Raw genomic sequence first — 21285 nt, forward strand, 5'->3', positions numbered from 1 at the left:
GCTGAAAAAGCACGTTCCTGCACCCGCTCCCCCCGAAACAACGAAATCGTTCTTCCACGACGCCAGCCACAACCCTTGGCGCGGGCTGAAAGCCCGGGCCGCGCCCGACCCTCCCCCCGGGAGGGCGCTTTTGGTGACTTCTCGTATCACACTGACAACATTGATATTTGTAAGGGAGGCGCTCCGAATGCGCGTCTCAATGCGCCCTCCCAGGCTCGGGCGCGGCCCTTCGTTCGAAAACGTAACGCTGAGCGCAGAAGAACGATTTACCTCCGGCAGCAGCCGCTTCCGGGTTTGTCAGCAATCTGAAAAGGCCCCCTTGCGGGGCCTTTTGCCGTTTTCGGGGGCAGGTATTGGTCGAAAGCTGAATGATCCTCCATCCACAAGGAACACCGGGGGGAAGTATCAAACACGACCAACATCCGCGTGCAGGCGAACTGACGATGCGGACATTGGTGCAGCGTGCGGCGAATGGCGGGAAGGGAGCCCTTGCCGCATTCCACCCGCGCGGAATCAAGGCCGCAGGCCGCCGCGCATCATGCCAGAGGCATGTCTGCGACATGACGGGCCGTCCGCCGGCACGGCGATTTGGCTTCTGTAGTGTCTGACAGATAGTTAGGAGGTGCTTGGCTGCCATAAACTGCCAATCACTGAGGTCGGATCGCCGCGCCACGGCCCAACGATGCGCGGCTTTGCGAACGGCAGCAATGTCCGCATAATGACCGTCGGCAAGTCGGCGGATGTATGGCGGCATTGCTCAAGACCATCCTTATTCGATGCTTGGGCAGGATCAACGCTGACGATCACGGGGGGCGGTTTTCCGGCCTGTCAGCCGTCAGGCGCGCCGCTTCGGTAAAAAACCGTCCGCAACCGCGCGGACATCTGAGGCCACGTCATCAACAGCCCTTGCGCCGTCGAGAACCCGGAACCGGTCCGCAAATTCATCGGCCAGCGCCAGGAACCCCGCGCGCATGGCCTTTTGCAGATCCTCGCCGAAATCCTCAAACCGTTCCTCGGCCCCCTTGCGGGACAGGGCGCGGCTCAACCCTTCGGTGGGGTCCATGTCGATCAGGATGGTCAGATCCGGCTCGACCCCGATCATGAGGTCATGCAACCGGTCCACGACGCCGCGCAGATCGCCGCGCGACAGGCCTTGATACATCCGGGTCGAATCCGCAAAACGGTCGCAGATCACCACCTTGCCCGCCGCAAGCGCGGGCCGGATGGTGCGTTCCAGATGATCGCGGCGCGCGGCAGTGAAGAGCAGAATCTCGGTTTCCGCCGACCAGCGGTCGGGATCGCCCTGCAGGACCAATGCGCGGATCTCCTCCGCCCCGGGAGAGCCGCCTGGCTCCCGCGTCAGGATCACGTCACGGCCTGCGTCGCGCAGATGATCGGCCAGCAGCCTGGCCTGGGTGGATTTTCCCGAACCGTCGATGCCCTCAAAGCTGATGAACAGCCCCTTGTCGCTCACGAGGCTTCCTGCGGACCTGCATTGATCCGCGTCAGCAGATGCTGCGCCGCTGCGGCCAGTTTGATCATGAAGCCGCCGGGGGCCACATCATCGGAGGCAACCAGCGGTACGCGCACTTCCGGCAGGCCTTCGCGGGTGATCACCAGCTCGCCCATCTCGGCGCCCTTTTCGATCGGAGCCTTGAAAGGCATCTGATAGATCGCCTCTGCCGTGACATCATTGCTGCCGGTAAAGGGGGTCAGCATCGTCAGCTTGTCTTTCAGCTCCAGCCCCACGGTCTGCACGGCACCCAGCGCAACAGGCACTTCGGTAATCTGCGTGCCGGCCTCGCCCAGGGTACGTTCAGAGAACTGGCGGAAGGCCCAGTTCACGATGGCTTCGGATTCCTGCGCGCGTGCTTCGGCGGTATCCAGCCCCGAGATCACGAAAACCACGCGCCGGTTCCCCTGTTTGGCCGATCCGACCAGCCCGTAGCCCGCCTCGGATGTGTGGCCGGTCTTCAGACCGTCCGCGCCAATCCCCAGCTTGAGCAGCGGGTTGCGGTTGTAGCGGTTCGCCGACTCGTTCGCATCAAACAGGAACTCCTCTTCGGCGAACATCGGGTAGAACTGCGGGAATTCCGTGATCAGTTTGGTGGCCACCAACCCGAGGTCGCGCATCGACATGCGGTGGCCCGGCTTGGGCCAGCCGTTGGAGTTCATGAAGGTCGAATTGGTCATGCCCAGCTGCTGTGCGCGGGTGGTCATGTCGCGGGCGAAACGCGCTTCGGTCCCCGACAGCGCCTCTGCCAGGACCACACAGGCGTCATTGCCCGACAGCACGATGATGCCGCGCAACAGATCTTCGACCGACACGCGTTCGCCCTGTTGCAGGAACATGGTGGAACCGCCGTAGGACGCCGCATCGGCAGAGACGAGCAATTCGTCATCCAGTTCCAGCCGCCCGTTCTCCAGTGCCTCGAAGGCCATGTAAAGCGTCATCAGCTTGGACATGGAGGCGGGCGGCAGCGGCTGGTCCGCATTCTTGGCCAGAAGCACCGTGCCGGTGGTCAGGTCATAGACATAGGCGGCACTTGCCTTGGTCTCGAAGGCTTGGGCGGGAAGGCTGAACAGGATCAGCGCCAGGCAGGCAGCGAAGTGGCGGATCATGGTCTGGGAAAGCTCCTGTGATTAGCTCGACACGGCATAGGCGTCCGAGAACCCTTCGCCCTTGATCTTCTTGACCAGGCTGTTGAGTTCGGACTGGCTGGTGACCGGGCCGACAACGACGCGCCAGAAGGGCTTGCCATTGATTTCTGATTTCTTGACCGTCGGGACCAGCCCGGCGCCGCGCATCTGTTTGGCCGCGCGTTCGGCATTGGCTTCGACACTGAAAATGCCGATCTGAACATAGGGTTTGGACAGGCTGGATGCCGGTTTCGGGGCAGGTGCCGCAGGTTTTGCTGCCGCCGGGGCCGCAGGGGCGGCCGCCGCGGGTGCTGGTGCTGCCGCATCAATGGCCTGTTCGGCCGATGCGATGGGGTCCAGCGTTGTTTCCGTCACATCCGATGGGGCCTGCACGCTCGCGGCGGCGGCCTCGGCTTCGGCGGTTTCCTCGGCCTCTTCACGGCGCAGGGCGATCACGTTCAGCGGCGCGGGCGCGCCGGCCAGAACATTCAGCGCCGCAGCGGCGTCCGATGACATCTGCAGGTTCGGGCCGGGCAGTTCACGCTCGCGCCGGAACAGCGCGCCAATCACGAACTTCCCGTTCGCCTCGTTGCGGATGATCACCCGCTCGGGTTCGGTCACATCGGGATGCGCCACCCAGACGCCCCCCAGCGAGGGGCGGCCATCCCACAATCCCTGGTCTGTCACGTTGAAGACCTCGGGTGCCTCCACATCGCGTTCCACCAGCTTGGTGGAGCGGGTGGCACCTGCCGTGCTGGCCTGTGCCTTGGGCTTGAGGAAGCCAAGCTGCCCGGTGTCTTCGCAGCCTGCCAACAGGCCCACCGACAGGACCAGACCTGCCATCACGGTCAAACGGCCTGCGCGGCTGTCGGGGCGGGAAATAAGCCTGCTCATCAATTTGTCGTCCTTGCCTGCTGGCCTGATGGGCCATTTCACACCGCATCTTGCGGCAACGCTCAACACCCCCTTGGACGAGGGTTTTGCCGCACTCTAACCTGCAAGGGACAGCCTGAAAAGGCTGGGCTGCCCTGATCGGCAAATTTCCCCGTGTGACGGCCGGTAAATTCGGCACATCGGAGCATTTGCCGAATCGATTGCGGCACTCTAGGAGGGGGGCGTTGCGGAGGTTTGGCAGAGTGGTCGAATGCACCGGTCTTGAAAACCGGCGGGCGTGAGAGCGTCCCCAGGGTTCGAATCCCTGAGCCTCCGCCATTCACCGCCGATTGCCACCAAAAACAGCCTATTTCCCGCCTATCACCGGAGGGCGGTGGCCATTGCTGTTCGGTTTCGCAGTGCCCGCGGAGAAGCGGACAAAGGTAGCTTCCAGTTTCGATGTCAGTAGAGCGGACGAAGCTGCCGTCCACCAAAGCCCGGAGTCAAGGTGCGCAGCACCGCCGGGCAGCGCCCGACCGCCCCATGGGCGGGCGCTTTCTCACCGTATTGCGGTTCATCATCCCCACGCCAAAGATTAGAAATAAAGTGGCACCCACGGACGTTCCGCTGCCCACCCGCGGCCAGGCGCTGCCCTGTGTGGTTAAGTAACTTTGGACTCGAAGCTGACTTACGCTGCGCGGTGCATGAAGGTCCACTCTGATATTTTTGATGGTCGTCAGTTGCGACGCCATCGAGTTTGTGAATCAGTTTGTAGAGCTATAGCGTAGGTGTAGTTCCCGGTTTCGCCGTCTTCGGCCCGCCTATTCAACCCATTTCACAGCAGCGGCACCGCCCGGTTTGGCCCTTTGGCTGCCGAAGGATGCGCGCGTTTCCGACCTCAGTGCCTTTTCCATAGCTATGACAAAGCGTCGTTCAGCAGGCGTTTCAGGGTGCCGTCCGCCACCGCGGGCAAGGCGACGTGATGGGTGTCGATACCGTCGAGGACAATGGCCTTTGCGTTCTTTATGTCGTCGAGCGCGCGCAGGCGGGTCATGTCGGGCGCGTAGTTGCTGCCGACAACCTGTGTCAGTTGCAGCTTGGGGTGTGAGCGAAGCTGCGGGCGCAGATCGAAGGCGTCCAGATCGGCTCCGAAGATCTCCGCCATGCCGCGCCGGGCATGGTCGGCGTCCCCGGCTTTGGCGGCGCCGGGCGTGACAAAGCCCGCCAGTGAAATGACGGCATCCGCATCAATTGCCAGGCCGGTGCGCAGGGCCGCAAATCCGGCGGCCGATCCTCCGATTGCAACCACCTTGCCCTGGCCAAGCTCCGCAATCATCGCGGCCAGTGCCGCCTGCATTGCCGCTTCATCTGCGCCAAGCTCGGGCACACCCTTGAGGAATATCTGCCCGTGGGGATCGCGCAGATAGATGATATGTGCCGGAATATCCGCCATGACCTTATCCAGATACCGGCTGTTGATGTAACTCAGCCCGCCGATCAGGCCTTCAAACACCACAACAATATTTTCTGCGCCCCGCTTTCTGACAATCCTGACATCGCCGTCGCCAAGCACCGCTTTGCGCGGGCGCGTCTTGCCAAGGACATCAAGCGCGGCCAGCAGGCTGCGCGCGGTCGGGCCCAGAAGCTCCGTTTCGGCAAGCAGCAAGAGGGTTTCGCAACCTTCGCCCTTGTATCCGGCGCGCAGGGCGAAAAGCGCGTATTGCAGCAGCCAGGCGGGCTCCGGCGCCTTGGTTGTCGCGAGCCGTTTGAGGGCCGCGAATATCTTCCTGTCCTCGGCCCGCGTCAGGAAAACACGATTGAGCCTGTAGACCGTCCGCCATTCCAGCGGATGCAGTTCCAGCGCCCGCCGCAGCGCCGAAACCGACAGGTCGAACCGCCCCGCCGCAGCGGCCAGCCTGCACAGCCGGCACAGGCTGACAACATCCTCTGCCCCGGCCTCCACATCGCTTTGCAGACGGTCCAGGGCGTCGGGCAGGGACAGTTCGATTGAACGCAGATGATTGCGCACCTTGGCCGCGTAATCGGGCAGGGGGCCGTCCTGTTCGACTTTCTTGAACAGGTCGAGCGCAAGCTGGTAATCGCCGCTCACATCAGCGCGCATTGCCAGGCGCAGCATCAAATGCGTGCTTTGGGGGCGTTTTTCGAGCGCCGTCTTGAGAAAGGCGACCTGCGCCTGCATGGGCATCGACGACAACACATCGCCGGTTGCGGCCTTCAGCATGGTTTCGTCGATGTCCGGCATATCGAGCCCGGCGAGAAACCAAGCCATGGCGTCATCTGTCTGTCCCGCCTTGGCCAGGCATTTTAGGTGGGTGCTCCAGACCCAGGGGTTGGCCGGCGATTCCTCGGCCAGTTTCGCGGAGAGATCGAGGGCCTTCTGGGGTTCATCGCGGGCCATTGCCAGGCGCACTTCGCCCAGACGTGCGGGCAGATGCGCAGGGGTCTGGGCAAGATGGCTGCCGACATAGCTGTCTGCCGCTGCATAGTCCTGATCGGCAATCAGCCCGTTAAACGCTCTGGCGTCCCATGCCGACTGGGCAGGGGGGGGCGTGTCATCGGCGGGTGGGGGCGCGTCCTTGCCGGATCTGGCGGGTGCCGCCGATCCCTGCCGCATCTCTGCCACGGCGTCGGCAAGTGCTGTTTCAATCGCGGTATCTGGAAAGATGTCGGCATGCGCCGCAGCTTGTTTCCCGGCGGCAAAGATCTGGGTGACCCGGTTCCAATGGGCCTCAAGCTGTGGCGCGATTGCGTCAGGCAGGGATTGTTTGGGCTGTTCGAGAACGCGGGGCAGATCCTTCAGCGCGGTTTCCCAACTGTCCACGACATCCGCGGTCCGGTCCATCTGGATCGCCTGACCTTCAAACTTGTGCAGGTTCGGCACGGCGACCAGCCGCGCCGGGACGCCATAGGCCGCAGCCGTGATCTGGCCGTGCAGGGAGGCCCCAAGATAGGCGTTTGCCCCCGCAATGACGGCGGCGATGTCTTGCAGGGTATCGGCATCGTCGTAAGCAATGGTATGGCGGGGCGCCGCGGCATGAAGCGCCTGGGCCAGTTCGTGGTCGCCATGGCAGCGCCCGATCGCGATCAGAACGGCGGTTGCGCCGGCGGCTTCTAGGGCTGCATCCAGTTGTTGCGCGAAATCGGCGACGGAAGTTCTGCGCAGGCTGCGTGCCTTGACGTGGAGCGCGATCACCGGCCGCGCTTTCGGGATTTTCAGTTTCTTTCTGATCCTGGCAAAGCGCCGCTTCAGCGCCGTTTCAGGCCAGAGGTGCGGCAAATCGGTTGCCGTGTCCGGCATCACCTCCGGGCGACGGCCTGCCCATCTCTCCATCGCATCGGCGCTTTGTGTGTCCCGCACGGCAAAACGGTTGGCGGCTGCCGCGACGCGCTGCAGCCAGTCGGGGCCGGGCGCTGTCCCTTCCGGCGCCAGCACACCGGGCGCGTTCCACACCACCGGCAGCCCATGGCGCAGGGCGTGGGCCGTTGCGCCTGCCCAGAGGGCGGGATAGGCATTTTCATCATAGCCCGGCAGACCGAAATCGCGGATGTGTACGATGTTCCCGCCACCGATGAGGATGCCGTCAAAGCTGTCCGCCGTTTTGGCAAATTCCGCCAGCGAAATGACCGGAACCGTATCGCGGTAGCGGGTCGCCCCGGCGGTCGGTGAGACGGCGACAACATCCATGCCTGCAGGCGCAAGCCGTTGTTGTGCCAGCAGTGGAAACAGCAGATCGCCGTAGTTTTCAACGTCGAAAGTGCCGAAAATCGCGATACGGCGCTCATTGGAATCAGGCATGGGATTCTCCGGACCGCTACGGGCGGGTGGGGCGTGAAAAGTGAACCAAAACAGACAAGATACAAACCACTGATGGCATGATACTTTGCATCTTATCGCTATGGTTGCAATGATCCGAAATTCAAAGGTTTACCCCATCAGATTGCGGCAAAACGCAGCCGGCAGCTCTCGTAGCCCCGTATCATCGACCATCGGGCGAACCTCCGGTCATCCGGCTTTGCGGTGAACGGTACTGCAAGGCGCACGGTTTCCAGAGCGGCATCCAAAAGGGTGCTGAGGAACAGGCGGCTCAACTGGCTGCCGGTGCAGGCGAGAGAACCAAAGGAAAACGTGGCTGTCTGCAGGCGCGGCCGGTCGAAACGGAAAGCCTCGGGGTCTTGCCAAAGCTCCGGATCGCGATTGGCCGCCGCCAGATCGCAGGACACAAGAGAATGGGGCGGCAAATGCATGTCACCCAGATCCAGACCGGCGGGCCCGATCTGGCGGGCGACATAGCGCACCGCCCCCAGCAGGCGCTCCACCTCCTGCAGGTAGGCCGCGCGAAGTTCCGCGCGGTTGCGCAGCGTCTCCTGAAGGTCCGGATTGTCGGCCAGATGCGCCAGCATCAGACCGCTGGTCTTGGACAGGGGCTCAATTGCCAGAAAGGCGGGGGAAATCAAATGTATCAGCGGTATTTTCTGCCCGGCGGACCAACCGACGTTCATCGCCGAGAGATTGCCCATGATGCGCGCGGCCTTTGGCTCCAGCTTGATGAAATCGGGGATCGCGGTGCGGTCGAGGCTTGCCAATATGTCAATGCTGTCGGTCTCGATTTCCTGACCCAGGGCCGCATTGATCCCAAGTGCCGCGGCGCGCCATTCCATGATCGGCTTTTGCACTGCCATTGCCATGGCGTCAGCCTCGGTTTCGCCCGAAGAAACCAGCGCGGCGAGGGGAGACCGGAAATCCTGCGCGGGCAGGCATTCCATTAACCGTTTGGTGACGGTGATGGCGTCCATGCGCTCGGCGTCGTTGGGGGTGCGGTGTGCGCGGCTGATCTGGCGGGACAGACGAAAAATGCTGTCAACACCACCGTGCCTTTCACGGAACCGGGAAAACACCCTGAAAGCAAGATCGTCGGTTGTGGTGCCCGGGTGCGCCAGCACGGCGCGCACATCCCGCATGCGCGACACCTGCCAATGACCATAGCCGCGCCGCCAGGGCGTGCCGACCAGGATGGGATCGCGATTGGCCTCCGCCGCCTCGCGGATCGTGGACGGGCCGAAGGCTTGAGAATTGATTTCCGATGTGCGCATATGCGGGCCTGTCTTCAAAAGAATGGTGCCGTTGTGCAGGTTAAGCCCAGTGTCTCGCAAACGGAAGGCGCTGAGATGGCGGCACCCGATATTTCGATCGCGATCACATGCTGGCGGATGGACCGCGAGTTGCCGCGCACGCTGTGGTCGCTGTCGCGCGCTTTTCAGCAGGGTGCCGAAGGGCTGAGCTGGGAAATCATCGTGGTCGACAACGGCTCCGGACATCTGCCTGTCGCGCCAGAGATGACACCGGTCCCGCAGATCATCGCGGCAAGCAACCCCGCCCCGTCGCCGGTCCAGGCGATGAACCAGGCGCTGTCACTGGCGCGGGGCAGGATCGTCGGCGCATGGATTGACGGCGCGCGCATGGCGTCATCCGGGCTCCTGGCTGCTGTGGCGCGCGCAGCCGAGGCGCATCCGGCCCCGGTGATTGCCGTGCCCAATCGCCAGTTCGGCTTCGACCGGCAGGCCAGCGCGACGCAGCATGGATATGACCGGGCGACCGAGGATGCATTGCTGGCGCAGGCCGGCTGGCCCGATCCGGCAGCGGACCTATTTGCCGTGTCATGGCCCGAAGAGGCCCAGGTCACCGGGCCGATACTGGAATCGAATGCCCTGTTCCTGCATCGCGACACCTGGTCGGCCCTTGGCGGCTTTGATCCCATCTTTACGGAGCCGGGCGGCGGCATGTGCAATCCTGACATGCTGGACCGGGCGCTGAACCACGCTGGTACACAGTTTATCCGCATGGCCGGGGTCGCGACATTTCATCAGATCCACGGCGGCACATCGACTTCCGATCCGGCTCAGGCGGTAAAAATCGTAAAGGAAGCCACGCGAAACTATCTTCGTCTGCGCGGCAAACCACCGCGCAAGCAGCGCGCGCCCGGCTGGCTTTATGATGCGACAACAGGCGCGCTGACCCGCAGCTAGCGCGGCTGCTGGTCAAGCCCCGCCGCCTGGCGCTGCACCAGACTGGCCGAGTGCCGCAGGATGTCGCGGTAGCGCCGCAGGGCCGCCGGTTCGAGATCGGCTTGCGGTTGTTCCTCCAGAAGATAGGTTCCGTGATCGCGCCCCCGCACATGGGTGGCATAGCCTTTCTGATCGCCCAACTGCCTGACATCGCCCGCGATATAGCGGATCGCGAAACCGATGCGCCTGCCGGAGGTTGCCTGATTGGGGGCAGACCCATGCACCAGCGTGACATGGTGAAGCGACATTTCACCCGGTTCAAGCGGGCAGTTCACGGCGTTTGCCTCATCAACCTCTCCCGCCACTTCCTCGCCAAGTGGCAGCATGGAGGAGGGGGCGTTCCTGACCGCATGAGGCACGGCGCTCAGGTGGCTGCCCGGCACCACCCGCAGGCAGCCGCTTTGCGGTGTGCTCGGGGTCAGGGCAAGCCATGCGGTCACCCCCTTGGGCGCATCCAGCCCCCAGCAGGTGCCGTCCTGATGCCATGGCACCACGCTGGAGGATCCGGCATCCTTGGAAAAGAAACTCGATCCCCAGCACAGGATGTCCGGCCCCAGAATCTGCGCGACGTGATCAAGGATATGGTCATCATGAACAAGGTCCCAGAGGAACGGATAAAGCAGATGGCTTTTTGCATTGAGCCGCGCAAACCCTTCCCGGCCAAGCCGGCGTTCGGCCTCTTCAAGACGGCCCACAAGCTCTGTCGCCGCCGCCTGCGACATCACCCTGATCGGGCTGGCAAAGCCTTCGCGCCCGAAATCCTGTGCAAATGTGCCCGTCATTGCAGTTGGTCCTTGCCGGCCGCCGCTTCGGCAAGATGGCGCGCCTTGGCGGTGCGGATGACGTTGGCGGCCTGGCGGATGATATCGGCGTGCCGTTTCAGTGCCGCCGGGTCCATTTCCGCCTCTGGCCGGACTTCAAGGGGGACCTGCGCCAGGTTCCTGCCGCGCACCAGCGTCGCGGAGCCCCCCTCCTGCCGGACCTGCGCGGATGTATAGCGGATCACAAAGCCCAGGCGGCGGTCGTCAGAGGCATTTGGCCCCGACCCATGCAGCACCAGCGGGTGGTGCAGCGACATCTGCCCCGGTTTCAACATCATCCAGACCGCCCGGCCGAGGTCAGGCTGGCTGTCGACCGCCTCTCTGGCGCCCAGCATGTTCTTGTCGTCAGCGGTGTCCAGATGGCGAAGCTGGCGCGCATGGGTGCCGGGGATCGCCCGCATGGCGCCGGAGCCGCTTGTGACGTCACTCAGGGCAAGCCAGGCCGTGGCACCCTGGTTTTCGGTCAGCCCCCAGAATGTCGCATCCTGATGCCAGGCGACATATCCGTCCGAGCGGGCGGGTTTGTCGATCACGCTGGAGCCGATGCAGATGATGTCCGGCCCCAGCAGGCTGCTGACCTTGTCAAGGATACGGGCATCATGGACCACGTCCCAAAGGTAGGGCAGCAACAGATGCGGCTTGGCACGCGTCAGGCCGGACAAACGCCCGTGCTTGCGCGCCTCCAGCGCCTCGATCTGCGCTCTCAGGGCTTTGGCCTCGGTCTCGGGCATCACGTCAACCGGGTGCAGAAACCCGTCGCGGCGAAAGGTCTCGCATTGGGTCTCGTCCAATCCGGCAAGGCGGGCAGGGGATTGCTGTGTCATGATCTAGAAAGGCTCCATTTCGAGCAGGTCGGTGCCATCCAGCGCGGCTGCGCGGTCCTTTGCGGTTGTGAAAGGCGTCATCGCCCAGTCCGGTCCCGCCTGTTCCAGCCCGGCGCGCATGGCAAGCGCTGCGAAACGCAGCCTTGCCTGCCGCTTTGGGGCCGGTCCGGCCGCAAAGGCGGCGGCAATGCTGTCCCAATGCTGGCAAAGCTGTTCCGGCACGGCGTGGGGCAATCTGGTCTGCGGGGCCGCACATGTTCCGGGCAGTGCCGCCAGCGCCGCGTCCCAGGTGTTCACAAGGTCCCCGGGACGCTCCAGATGGGCCACCAGACCGTCGAATTTCCGGTAGGCTGGCCGTGCCACCAAGATCCCCGGCACGCCATAGGCCGCCGCCGCGATATAGCCGTGCAGGGAAGAGCCTGCATAGGCCCTGGCATGGGCAAGCAGGGCCGCGACATCGCGCAACCCCTCTGGCCGGTCCAGCGCTGCCGCCGCGATGCCCCGGTCGCGCAATGCCGCAGTGATCTCGCGTGCGATCCGGTCGTCGGAATGGGCCGTGCCGAGGCCGATCAGCACAGGCGTCAGATCCAGCGACACGCAGGCTGCCGCCAAACCATCCGCAAAAGACGGGATCGGCTCACCCCCAAGCGATCTTTGCCGGACGTGAACGGCCAGAATGCGATCCTGTCGTTCCAGCCCCATCTGCGCGCAGAGACGCAGGAAATCCTCTGCCAGCCCCTCCCGCGGCCAGACCCGGGCAAGGCCCAGAATCGGGTCCGGCACAATCTTTGCCTCGGGGGCCTTGGCCATCCGGGCCGAGCCCGCATCCCGCAGCGAAAGGTAATCCGCCGCGTCAAAGGCCGCAGCCGCGAGCGCGTCGACACCCGGACGCAGCGGATGCGGCACACCCGGCGCGTTCCAGGCAAGGGGCAGGTCACGCAATGCCGCCGCCAGCGTCGATCCCAGCCAGACGGCGGGTGCAACCGCCGCGCCGATACCCTGGCCGCGATATTCCCTGAGGCTGTCCATCCGGTGCGTATGAACGATGTAGCCGCCGCCGATCAGCATGCCGGCAAACTGCCTGTCGGGATCAAGGGCGGACCAGATGGGCCGCGTCGGCAAGGCCTGCTTCAGGGCGACCTTGGCCCCGGTTGGCGATAGCGCCTGCACCCGGTATCCGCGCTGGCCCAGCTCATGTGCCGCCACCACGGGGAACATCAGATCGCCGAAGTTGAGCATGTCGAACATGCCGGAAATCAGAACCTCCCCCGAGCCTTCCGTTCCGGGCGCGTCCGCTGTCATACTGTGGCGGAACGCTCACTGATCCGCTGCGCGATATGCGCGGACAATGCGGCAACCGAAGGATTGTTGAAGACTTCGCCGGGGCTGACCTCGATCTCGTATTGCTCCTCCATCATGCCGCACATGATGGTGATTTCGACAGAATCCAGACCGTAATTGTCAAAACGCTCGTTGACCGGGAAAGAGTCCTGCGGCATGTCGATCACGGACGAAATGTAATTTACCATCCAGTCGCTGACCGCAGTCGCGTCCATGGTCTGCTGTGATGTTCCGGTGCTGGCCATGGAGGTCCTTTCAACGGTGAAATGAAAGATAGCAATTCACCTGGAATGCTATATTCGTTTTCTTCCAAGGACAACCAAAAGGGTATCCATGTCAAGTGACCGCGACCTGAGATTGAGGGAAAGCGATTATGATTTCGCTATTCTCCATCCTGCACTGCGTCGCCTTTTCGGTGCAAGTGATCTGTACAATTATGGATATTGGCGCAGCGCCGATGGCGGACGGATCACCACGCTGGCCGAGGCCGCGGCAAGGCTGGTTCAACTGCATGTGGAGACCGATCAGGGGCGCGGCAACACCCGCACCCTGCTGGATGTCGGCTGCGGGCTGGGCGCCTGTACCGGGCTGTTCGCGGCAGCCTACCCGGAGGCCGAAATCACCGGAATCAACTATTCCGCGCGCCAGATCGCCCATGCGGAACGCCATCACGCCGGTCCGCGCATAACTTTCCGGCAGATGGACGCGACGGCGCTGGATTTTCCGGATCAGAGCATTGATTGCATCCATGCTGTCGAAGCCGCCATGCATTTCCACCCCCGCCGCCGCTTTTTCGAAGAGGCCCGCAGGGTGCTTGTGCCCGGCGGACGCCTGATCCTGACCGATGTTCTGGCACGCAGGCCGACAACCTTCATTCCCGCCGCCAACAGTGAAGCCTCGATCAGCGAATATGCCCGGACCCTGGTTGAAACCGGTCTGCAACCCCTTGAGATCACAGACATCCTTGACGATACCGCCGCCCCCTTTGCCAAGGTAATGCATGCCAATGCAATGCACGCCTATGGGCGCGCGATCGAGCAAGATGTCTCCGGCTATCTGCTGGTGCTTGCGGTGAACGGCAGCGCGACATCCAATGTGAGCTGAGGCGCAGGGCGGGAGCATCAATGCGCAGGCGTAACGGCAACTGTGTCCCGCTGCCGAACCTGACCTGTATCCCTGTTTTCAACGTGACCGATCATGGGGCGTCACCATACCAGCAGCGCTGCCGGTCGAATGGGTATCCCGGCAGGTCCGGTGCGGTGGGGTCTGCTTCTGCGAGGGCCCGGGGATCAAGCGTCGCACCGGCAAGATGCAGCGCAAGCAGGGCTATCGCGATCTCCCCGCCTGGGGCGGGGACAGCGGTGGCACCCGAACCATCGGCCTGCGATGCGACAAGGTCCGGGCAGGCCCGGCGCAGGCTGGCATAATCGGCCCCGGCCAAGGGCTCCGGCGTCTCAAGCATCACCGGGCCCAACAGCCGCTTGGGGTCCTGTGGCGGTGCGGACGCGATCCTGCCCGCGGCCTCTCTCGCCTCAGCGATGCTGCGCGCCTGGAACCCGGCGCGCCGGTTCAGACCGGTCCAGCGCCGCGTCACCGTGGCTGCCAGCCGGTGCAGGCAGACCTGCGGGTCCTCCAGCGCGGCAAGAAGCTGTTTTGCCCGCTCCCGAAGCGCCGCCGGGCTTGCGGCTGAAAGCAGGAACAGGTGGCTGGAGGCTGTCGCCCGCACCGTGGCAGCGGGAGCTGCCGCCGCGCGATCATCGGCAGAACAGACAATGGCATGGCAATTCAGCCCGCTCATCCCGAAAGAGCTGACACCTGCGATCCGGCGCGGGCTCTGCCATGGGCCTGTGGTTTGCGGCACCTGAAACGGAAGCGATTTCCAATCGATCCGGGGGGAGGGGTCGTCGAAATGGGGCTGGCCGGGCAGGATGTTGTCGCGCACCATCACGATGGCCTTGATCAGGCCTGCGATACCCGCCGCGGCCTCCAGATGACCGACAGCGGCCTTGATGGACCCCAGCGCAGCGGGAGGCTGCTTTCTGCCGGAAAATACATCCGCGAGTGCCAGGGTTTCGATGGCGTCGCCCAGTGCCGTGGCCGATCCATGCGCCTCGATTGCGCCGATGTCCTCCACCGTGACCCCGGCAGAGCGCATTGCGCCTGAGATGACCCGCGCCTGACCTGCGCGCGACGGGGCGCTCAACCCGTTGCTGCGCCCATCCTGTCCCGTCGCCCAGCCCGGCAGAATGGCGTGGATACGGTCGTTGCCCGCCAGCGCATCCGGCAGCCGTTTGAGCACCAGCATGCCGCAGCCTTCGGAGCGCACGAAACCATCCGCAGCCGCATCGAAAGGCCGGGTCTGGCCCGAGGGTGACAGGACATTCATTTTCCCCAGTGCCATGAAACCCGCCGCGTCCAGCAGCACATTCACACCGCCGGCCAGGGCAATATCGCAGTGTTGCAGGCGCAAGGCGTCCCCGGCCAGGGTCACGGCGGTCAGCCCCGAAGAACAGGCCGTATCCACCGTCAGCGACGGCCCGGTCAGGCCAAGGCAATAGCTGACCCTGCCGGAGACCGCGGCGTTCTGAACCGCATTGGGCAGATGGGCATTGCTGGCGAAATCCGGTGACCGCGCCATCCGCAATGCATGATCTTTGGATGCCACGCCGACATAGACACCCGCCGGCGTGCCGTCGAGACGGGCCGGGGAGAGGCCTGCGTCTTCCAGGGCATGCCAGGCCATTTCCAGAACCAGACGCTGCTGGGGATCCAGCAGCGGCGCTTCATTGGCAGAGATGCGGAAAGGGTGGCGATCAAAGCTGTCGATGCCCGCCAGCAGGCCCATCGCCGGGGCGGGCGGCTCCTTTACCCCCATCAGCGCCAGACGCGCAGCCGGGACCGGGCCCGTCCCGATCCGGCCAGTCCGCAGCATATCAGCCAGGTCCGCCGCAGACTCTGCGCCCGGAAACCGGCAGGCCATGCCAACCACCGCAATGGGAACCTGCGCCGTCATGGCTGCGCTGCCACCATCCGGCGTGCCAATGTCAGGGCCAGCATGCGCGGGTCGGGCTGATCAAACAGGTCCTCGGTCCGGATCTGCGCGCCGAGCACGCTTTCCAGATCCAGCGAGAGGTCGGTCATCATCAGGGAATCAAGCCCCTGATCGCTCCAGGGCAGGTCTGGATCGACCTCATCCAGCGGCGCATCCGTGGCGGCAACGACCCATGCCAGGAAGAACGCCAGCAGCGCCGCCGCATCGGGCGGGCCGTTGCGGGCGCTGTCCGCCAGCACGCGCAGCGCGGCAAGCTGCGCCTGCCGGGATTTCCCATGGTCCGGCCTCCAGTCGCAAATCACCCGATCCGGCTCATCCTGCAGGCGGGCATGGCTGGCGGCGCGCCTGATCTTGCCGCTGGATGTCCAGCGCAGCGTACCGGGGCGCACCAGCATGACCTGATCGACCTCGACCCCGGTTTTTGCCATCAGCCGCCGCCAAAGACGCGATGCAAGCGCCTGGTCGTCTTGGCCTGCTTTGGCCATCGGCGCGGCATCCCGGTTTGGCGGAACTTCTGCGATCAACACGATTTCTCCCGCGCCGGTTTGCCGAAGCACAAGGCGCCGTTGCCGGACGCGGGGTTCGACACCATCCAGCGTCCGCTCCAGATCGGCGGCGTGCAGGGTACGTCCATGCCACAGGACGATGTCCTTGATGCGTCCGGTCACAAAAAGCTCGCCGTCAAGCAGGAAGCCGGTATCGCCACTGCGCAGATAGGGGCCGTCCCCCGTTGCGGTATAGGCACCAAAGGTATCCCGACTGGCCTCCGTCAGGCCGAGATAGCCGCTGCCCATGCTGTCGCCTGCGATCCAGATCTCGCCGATCCGCTCCGGCGGGCAGGGGTGACCGGTATCGGCTGAAACGATTCGTATGCCACCGGTGGTCCGGACCGGCCCGGAAGAAACGAGCTGCCGGCCCTGTCCGGCCCCGGCCCGCGCGACGATGCCTTGTGCCATCGCCTCGGGGTCGAACCAGCCGGTTGTGGCACCATTGCCCCCGCTTGCCCCCGCGACCAGTAGCGTCGCTTCCGCCAGTCCATAGCAGGGCAGGAAGGCCCGGCGGTCGAAACCGGAGTCCGCAAAGGCCTGCGCGAAACCGTCCAATGTTGTCGCCTGCACCGGTTCGGCGCCGTTCAATGCCACCCGCCAGGACCGCAGGTCCAGCCCGGCGCGGCGGTGTTGCGGGATGGTCCGCACACACAGGTCATATGCAAAATTCGGTGCCACCGACAGGGTCGCCTTGAAACGGCTGATCGCCTCCAGCCACCGGATCGGCCGATTGATGAAGGCCGCAGGGGAGAGCACGCAGGTGGTATGCCCCCGCCAGAGGTTGAACAGCAATCCGCCCATCAGCCCCATATCATGCTCCGGGGGCAGCCAGGTCACTGACCGCTCCTGCGTGCGCGGTTGGACCGCCGCTGCAATTGCCCGTTGCTGCGCGGTAAGGGCGGCATGGGTCACCAGCACCCCGCGCGGTGCGCTGGTCGAGCCCGAGGTATATTGCACGATTGCCACGTCCTCGGGCCGCACAAGGGGCAATGCCGGGTTGCTTTGTGTCCCGCCCCGGCTTGCAAGCTCGTCGATCAGCAGCAGGGGATGCCCGGCGAACAGATCATCCGCGCCTGCGGCTTCAATCTCCGCTCGGCTTGCGCCTGTCAGAATCGCCGCGCAACCGGCCTCCCGCAGGATTGCCGCAGCGCGCGACCGCATGATGGCCCCCGCAGGGAAGACGACAGGCACAGCCGCGCATCCGGCCATGAGAATGGCGACAAGCCCGGTGATGAATGCCGGGCCGTGGCCGCAGATGAGGGCCACCCGCGCGCCGTTTTCGCAGCCTGCTGCCAAAAGCCCGTCTGCCAGGGCGCGTGCATTCTGCGCCAGCGCGCCATAGGTCAGCTCCTGCGATGGCGCTGCCGGGTTGATGTAGTGAAACGCAATCTGCCCGGGTCTGGTGTCCGCATGCGACAGGACGACCGCGGGCAGCAAGCCGCAAGTGGCCGGGGCAGGGCGGTGCAGGGCATCCGGCACTTGCGTCATCGGTGGTTCCTTCTGACGCATCCAGCAACTTGGAATTGCATATCTGGCAAGCGTATCATCTTATGCGATAAAACGGCAAAGAGAAGACGGCACAAATGACCAGAACTGAACCAAGGCTCTTGATCATCGGGTTTTCGAATGTGGCCACGACAAATGGCTTTTCCGTCCCGACAATCGAACGTCTCCAGGAGGCCTGGCCGGGGCTGGAAGCCTTTCGCGTCGGTTTGGGCGCCTTGCAGCCACAGGTCATTCCCCCGTTTATCCGGACGGCGGCAGAGTTGCTGGGGCCGTTTACCCATGTGCTGCTGGAAATCAATTCTTCGGCCTATGCCATGCATCCGCTTTCGACCGAGGAGAACGGTCGGGAGCTGTTGACGGATATCCTCCTCACGGTTCAGGATTGCGGGGCAGAGGCGGCCTTCATGTTGCACCTGCGGCATTGGACGGGGCAGGTCTATCTCGATTTCGATGCCCTTGTCCGCCGGTTCTGCGCGGAACTGGATTTGCCGCTGATCGACCTGTCCGCAGGTTGGATCGAACGGCACGGGGCCGATCAGATCGCGGCATGGATGCGTGATGAAACGCACACCACGAAAGAGGGGGGCGAAGCCATGGCAGAAACGCTGACGCCCTTTCTGACCGATTTCCTGCGCCGCGAGCCCTCGTTGACGGGGCGCAGCCTGCCCCGTCCGCGTTTGCGTCGCGGGGTCTTGTCGACTGCAAAGGCGCTGTCGGCCTGGCCGAGAGAGCGCCACGACTGCCTTGGCCTGTCCCTTGATTTCGCGCGGATCGAGGGGGGCGAGGCGATACTTGAGCTGGACCGGACGATACGGGCGCAGGGCCTTGTGCACCTCTATCACCTCAGCGGCGGGCGCAACACCGTGACACTGGACCCTTCGGGTGAAGCGATGCCTCTGGCCACGATTGATCCCCACAGCAACACGACCAGGATTGGCGTCCTGGCCTTTGACAGGATGCGCGGCAGGGAACTGCGGGGCCTGAGGATCTCTCCCACGGCCCCTGCCGACGACGTCCGGCTGCGCAAGGGCGTCCGGGAAACGCCATTGCGGATATATGTCGGGCCGATCCTGACCCTTGAACCTGTGCAGGATTGACGGGCTCATTGCGCTCATCGGCGATGCAGCACCCAGGATTGACGCTTGGCCTCGACTTCGAATCCCTGATCATGGGCAAAGTTCTTGACCACATCCTGCATGACGAACTTGCCGGTCTCGTCCGGCCAAAGCCAATCGTCACCGCACAGGATGGCATCCGGGAAAAGATGATGCGCAATCTGAAGGTCGACCTGGTGCTTGAAGGCATCAATATAGATCAGGTCCGGGATGATGTCGCGGCGGCGCAGATAATACAATGCTTCGGGTGACGAAAGACGCAGCGGATAAAAGCGGTCCTTGTAGGCGCGCAGATTGTTCAGTGCCACGGGGTAGTTGCCGTATTCCAGCAACAGGCCGACAATCCGTTCCACTTCGCCGTCGGAAAGGTGCTCGACGTGACGGGACATCGTCGGATGCGTCAACATGCTCTCGACATACTCTGCCCAGTTGCCATTCCAGGGGTCCACGCCGATCAGTTCGAGATCCGGCTTGGTGTTCAGCCAGTGCAGGGCGGATCCGCCCAGAAAGCAGCCGATTTCGACCATCAGGCGGATATCTTTTTCGATCAGCAGGCTTTGAATGATCTCGCGGCCGCCGTCGCCGTTGCAATCCAGCGCCAGCAGAAAGGGCGCGTGTTCGTCCCAGGGAAAATCCGGCCAGGGTTGGTCGCGCCGGAGCGCACCCAGCCCCAGGATGGCATCAGACCCGGGCGGGACATCTTCGGCAGGAAAGACAGTCCCCATCGCGTCGCGTTCCGCACGGACCATCGAGAGGATCGGTGCGGCATTGGCAGCCGGGGCTGCCCAAGATTGCGCGGCGGGTTCGGGCGCTGGAGGCTGCTCTTTCCGCTTTGGAGGCGAAAACGCCTCCGCCGGCGGGCGCGCGCCTTTCTTGTAATGAAAGATGCTGTGACCCGATATGCCCTGCCAGGCGACAGTCGGAATGACGGCGCGGCGCAGATCATCGCGTTTGAACAACTGGATCGGTTCGACAAGGTGCTCGCCCGGTCCCCAGACCCTGGTCAGCAGCGCCTGCAGATCGGCAGAGCCGAAGATCCGCATATGGTCCTCCTGCCCGAACCGCGCGAGCCGCTCGGCATCGGTGAGATCCGGCGACAGATCCTCGACGGTCTTTTCGCCCCGGATCGGGACCGACAGGAAATGAACGCCGCCCGGTGCCAGAATCCGGTCCATCTCGCGCAGGACGGTTTCCACGTCGCAGGGCACGTGTTCCAGAACATGGCTGTGCAGGATCATGTCGTAGCTGGCATCGGGGATTTCGCCCAGATCGGTGCACAGGTCCAGCTTGCGCATCTTGATGAACTTGCTCTTGTAGCGCTCCACATCCAGATCAGCGCCCTGATAGGCCTCGCCGGACAATTCCGTCAGCTTGCGCGCAAGCCCCAGCTCCGGCGCAAGATGCAGCACCCGTTTGCCGGGCTGGAAACCGCCAAGCCGGTCAAGCGTCATCCACATCAGCCGGTTGCGTTCCACACTTCTGCACTTTGTACACCGGGCATTGTTGCGCCCGTTGAAGGCCTCGAATTCCGTTCCCTGACAAATCGGACATTCCAGTTCGGGGGTCTGAGCCGCGACCGCGCCGCCCCCGGATTTCGCGAGGGCGGGGGCGGGATTTTGCGGCGGCTGTCCTAATTCCGGGCTTTGACCGAGGTGGCTGACCGGGCGCCGCGCGCCGGCGGACACGATCTTGCGCAGCACGAAGGTTGCGTTGGAATAGCTTGGATTATGGGCAATGCTGCGGCGCACCACCGCCAGCCGACCGCCAAGCGAACGCAGCATGTCGGAAATATCGGCCCCGTAATCCGTGTAGACCAGACATTTCGTCCCGTCTCCGGAATTGTGATAACGCGCGGGCTTGGTGAAGATCTCCTGGCCGTTCACGATCTTCACCCGCGGCTCCGTGCGGTCGGGGAAGGGAAAATCATTGGGGATCGTAAAGACATGCACCCCGCCTGGCCGCAGCACGCGCAATGTCTCGGCAAAGGCAAGTTCGATGTTGGGCAGATGCTCCATCACATCGGAAGAGATGATCAGGTCAAAGCTGTCCTCGTCGAAGGTCAGCTGGGTCAGGTCTTCGTTGCGGACGCCATCCGACGATTCGGTGCCAAGCGGTTCATCTGGCCGGAAATAGGACCTGGTGTAATTCTTCAGCCCCCGCAGCCGCTGGACAAAGGGCCCCCGCAATGCGGGTTCGTAGATGGCGACGTCCTGCAGCAGCTTCTTCGAGACGAGATCGTCGATCGACAGGGCCTGTCCGCGACCGAATTCGTCGATGATGACGCTGGCCTGATCACGCCAGCGCAGGGTGAATCTGCAGTTGGGGCAGGCATAGGACTCGCGCAGGGACCGCTCGTTCCCGAGCGGAAAATTTCCCTGGTATCCGCAGATCGTACAAAGCCCGTTTTGTTGGATTTCCTGCAAATTCAATTCTCCTTGCACGAAGTAAGTTCAGTCAGCCGTCAGTGCAGAACTTTGGTCA

Annotated in this window: 15 protein-coding genes and 1 tRNA gene; 4 read left to right on the forward strand and 12 right to left on the reverse strand. The window is 63.7% G+C overall.

Annotated elements, in window-relative coordinates; all coding sequences use genetic code 11:
- Positions 1 to 835: 835 nt before the first annotated feature.
- The 3 genes from tmk to ACWNZ3_RS07370 are packed head-to-tail and all read right to left on the reverse strand — an operon-like array spanning position 836 to position 3534.
- Entirely contained in the window at positions 836 to 1474 is a 639-nt protein-coding gene (gene tmk / locus ACWNZ3_RS07360; protein ID WP_496901694.1) for a dTMP kinase, read from the reverse strand.
- Positions 1471 to 2622 carry a D-alanyl-D-alanine carboxypeptidase family protein gene (locus ACWNZ3_RS07365; protein WP_496901695.1) on the reverse strand — a complete coding sequence of 384 codons (1152 nt, stop codon included), beginning with the start codon at positions 2620 to 2622 and terminating at the stop codon, positions 1471 to 1473. Before ACWNZ3_RS07365 ends, tmk begins: the two co-directional genes overlap by 4 nt.
- A gap of 21 nt (positions 2623 to 2643) precedes the next feature.
- Positions 2644 to 3534, reverse strand: a complete 891-nt coding sequence (locus ACWNZ3_RS07370) for an SPOR domain-containing protein (protein WP_269367066.1) — start codon at positions 3532 to 3534, stop codon at positions 2644 to 2646.
- A 228-nt stretch (positions 3535 to 3762) separates the two neighbouring features.
- Here ACWNZ3_RS07370 and ACWNZ3_RS07375 point away from each other — a divergent pair.
- Positions 3763 to 3852: transfer RNA gene (locus tag ACWNZ3_RS07375), tRNA-Ser, on the forward strand.
- 577 nt (positions 3853 to 4429) lie between these two features.
- Here the strand turns inward: ACWNZ3_RS07375 and ACWNZ3_RS07380 are convergent.
- A complete protein-coding gene (locus ACWNZ3_RS07380; RefSeq protein WP_496901696.1) occupies positions 4430 to 7330 on the reverse strand; it encodes a polysaccharide pyruvyl transferase family protein in 2901 nt (966 codons plus the stop codon).
- Between the two features lie 137 nt (positions 7331 to 7467).
- Positions 7468 to 8625 (reverse strand): cytochrome P450, encoded by a 1158-nt coding sequence (locus ACWNZ3_RS07385; protein WP_496901697.1) that lies wholly within the window; start codon positions 8623 to 8625, stop codon positions 7468 to 7470.
- 75 nt (positions 8626 to 8700) lie between these two features.
- On the opposite strand from ACWNZ3_RS07385, the gene ACWNZ3_RS07390 reads away from it, so the two are divergent.
- The gene (locus ACWNZ3_RS07390; protein ID WP_496901698.1) at positions 8701 to 9558 is read left to right on the forward strand and encodes a glycosyltransferase; all 858 of its coding nucleotides are present in this window, start codon (positions 8701 to 8703) and stop codon (positions 9556 to 9558) included.
- Here the strand turns inward: ACWNZ3_RS07390 and ACWNZ3_RS07395 are convergent.
- From ACWNZ3_RS07395 to ACWNZ3_RS07410, 4 genes are read right to left on the reverse strand one after another with little or no spacing between them, the layout of a single operon-like run.
- Positions 9555 to 10379 (reverse strand): phytanoyl-CoA dioxygenase family protein, encoded by an 825-nt coding sequence (locus tag ACWNZ3_RS07395; protein ID WP_496901699.1) that lies wholly within the window; start codon positions 10377 to 10379, stop codon positions 9555 to 9557. The genes ACWNZ3_RS07390 and ACWNZ3_RS07395 overlap by 4 nt on opposite strands.
- Complete coding sequence (locus ACWNZ3_RS07400; RefSeq protein ID WP_496901700.1) at positions 10376 to 11242, reverse strand: phytanoyl-CoA dioxygenase family protein; 867 nt, start codon at positions 11240 to 11242, stop codon at positions 10376 to 10378. Before ACWNZ3_RS07400 ends, ACWNZ3_RS07395 begins: the two co-directional genes overlap by 4 nt.
- 3 nt (positions 11243 to 11245) lie before the next feature.
- On the reverse strand, positions 11246 to 12544 hold the full coding sequence (locus tag ACWNZ3_RS07405; protein ID WP_496901701.1) for a polysaccharide pyruvyl transferase family protein: 1299 nt from the start codon (positions 12542 to 12544) through the stop codon (positions 11246 to 11248).
- Positions 12541 to 12828 (reverse strand): acyl carrier protein, encoded by a 288-nt coding sequence (locus ACWNZ3_RS07410; RefSeq protein WP_496901702.1) that lies wholly within the window; start codon positions 12826 to 12828, stop codon positions 12541 to 12543. Before ACWNZ3_RS07410 ends, ACWNZ3_RS07405 begins: the two co-directional genes overlap by 4 nt.
- A gap of 88 nt (positions 12829 to 12916) precedes the next feature.
- Between ACWNZ3_RS07410 and ACWNZ3_RS07415 the strand changes: the two genes are divergently transcribed.
- The gene (locus ACWNZ3_RS07415) at positions 12917 to 13687 is read left to right on the forward strand and encodes a class I SAM-dependent methyltransferase (RefSeq protein ID WP_496901703.1); all 771 of its coding nucleotides are present in this window, start codon (positions 12917 to 12919) and stop codon (positions 13685 to 13687) included.
- Between the two features lie 91 nt (positions 13688 to 13778).
- On the opposite strand, the gene ACWNZ3_RS07420 is transcribed toward ACWNZ3_RS07415, so the two are convergent.
- Positions 13779 to 15596 carry a polyketide synthase gene (locus tag ACWNZ3_RS07420; RefSeq protein ID WP_496901704.1) on the reverse strand — a complete coding sequence of 606 codons (1818 nt, stop codon included), beginning with the start codon at positions 15594 to 15596 and terminating at the stop codon, positions 13779 to 13781.
- The gene (locus ACWNZ3_RS07425; RefSeq protein WP_496901705.1) at positions 15593 to 17671 is read right to left on the reverse strand and encodes an AMP-binding protein; all 2079 of its coding nucleotides are present in this window, start codon (positions 17669 to 17671) and stop codon (positions 15593 to 15595) included. The genes ACWNZ3_RS07420 and ACWNZ3_RS07425 overlap by 4 nt, the downstream gene beginning before the upstream one ends.
- A gap of 95 nt (positions 17672 to 17766) precedes the next feature.
- On the opposite strand from ACWNZ3_RS07425, the gene ACWNZ3_RS07430 reads away from it, so the two are divergent.
- Entirely contained in the window at positions 17767 to 18786 is a 1020-nt protein-coding gene (locus ACWNZ3_RS07430; protein ID WP_496901706.1) for a hypothetical protein, read from the forward strand.
- 14 nt (positions 18787 to 18800) lie between these two features.
- Here the strand turns inward: ACWNZ3_RS07430 and ACWNZ3_RS07435 are convergent, their stop codons facing one another.
- On the reverse strand, positions 18801 to 21227 hold the full coding sequence (locus ACWNZ3_RS07435) for a class I SAM-dependent methyltransferase (RefSeq protein ID WP_496901707.1): 2427 nt from the start codon (positions 21225 to 21227) through the stop codon (positions 18801 to 18803).
- Positions 21228 to 21285 lie beyond the last annotated feature (58 nt).

The sequence above is a fragment of the Sulfitobacter sp. IGS-18 genome (assembly GCF_059628195.1).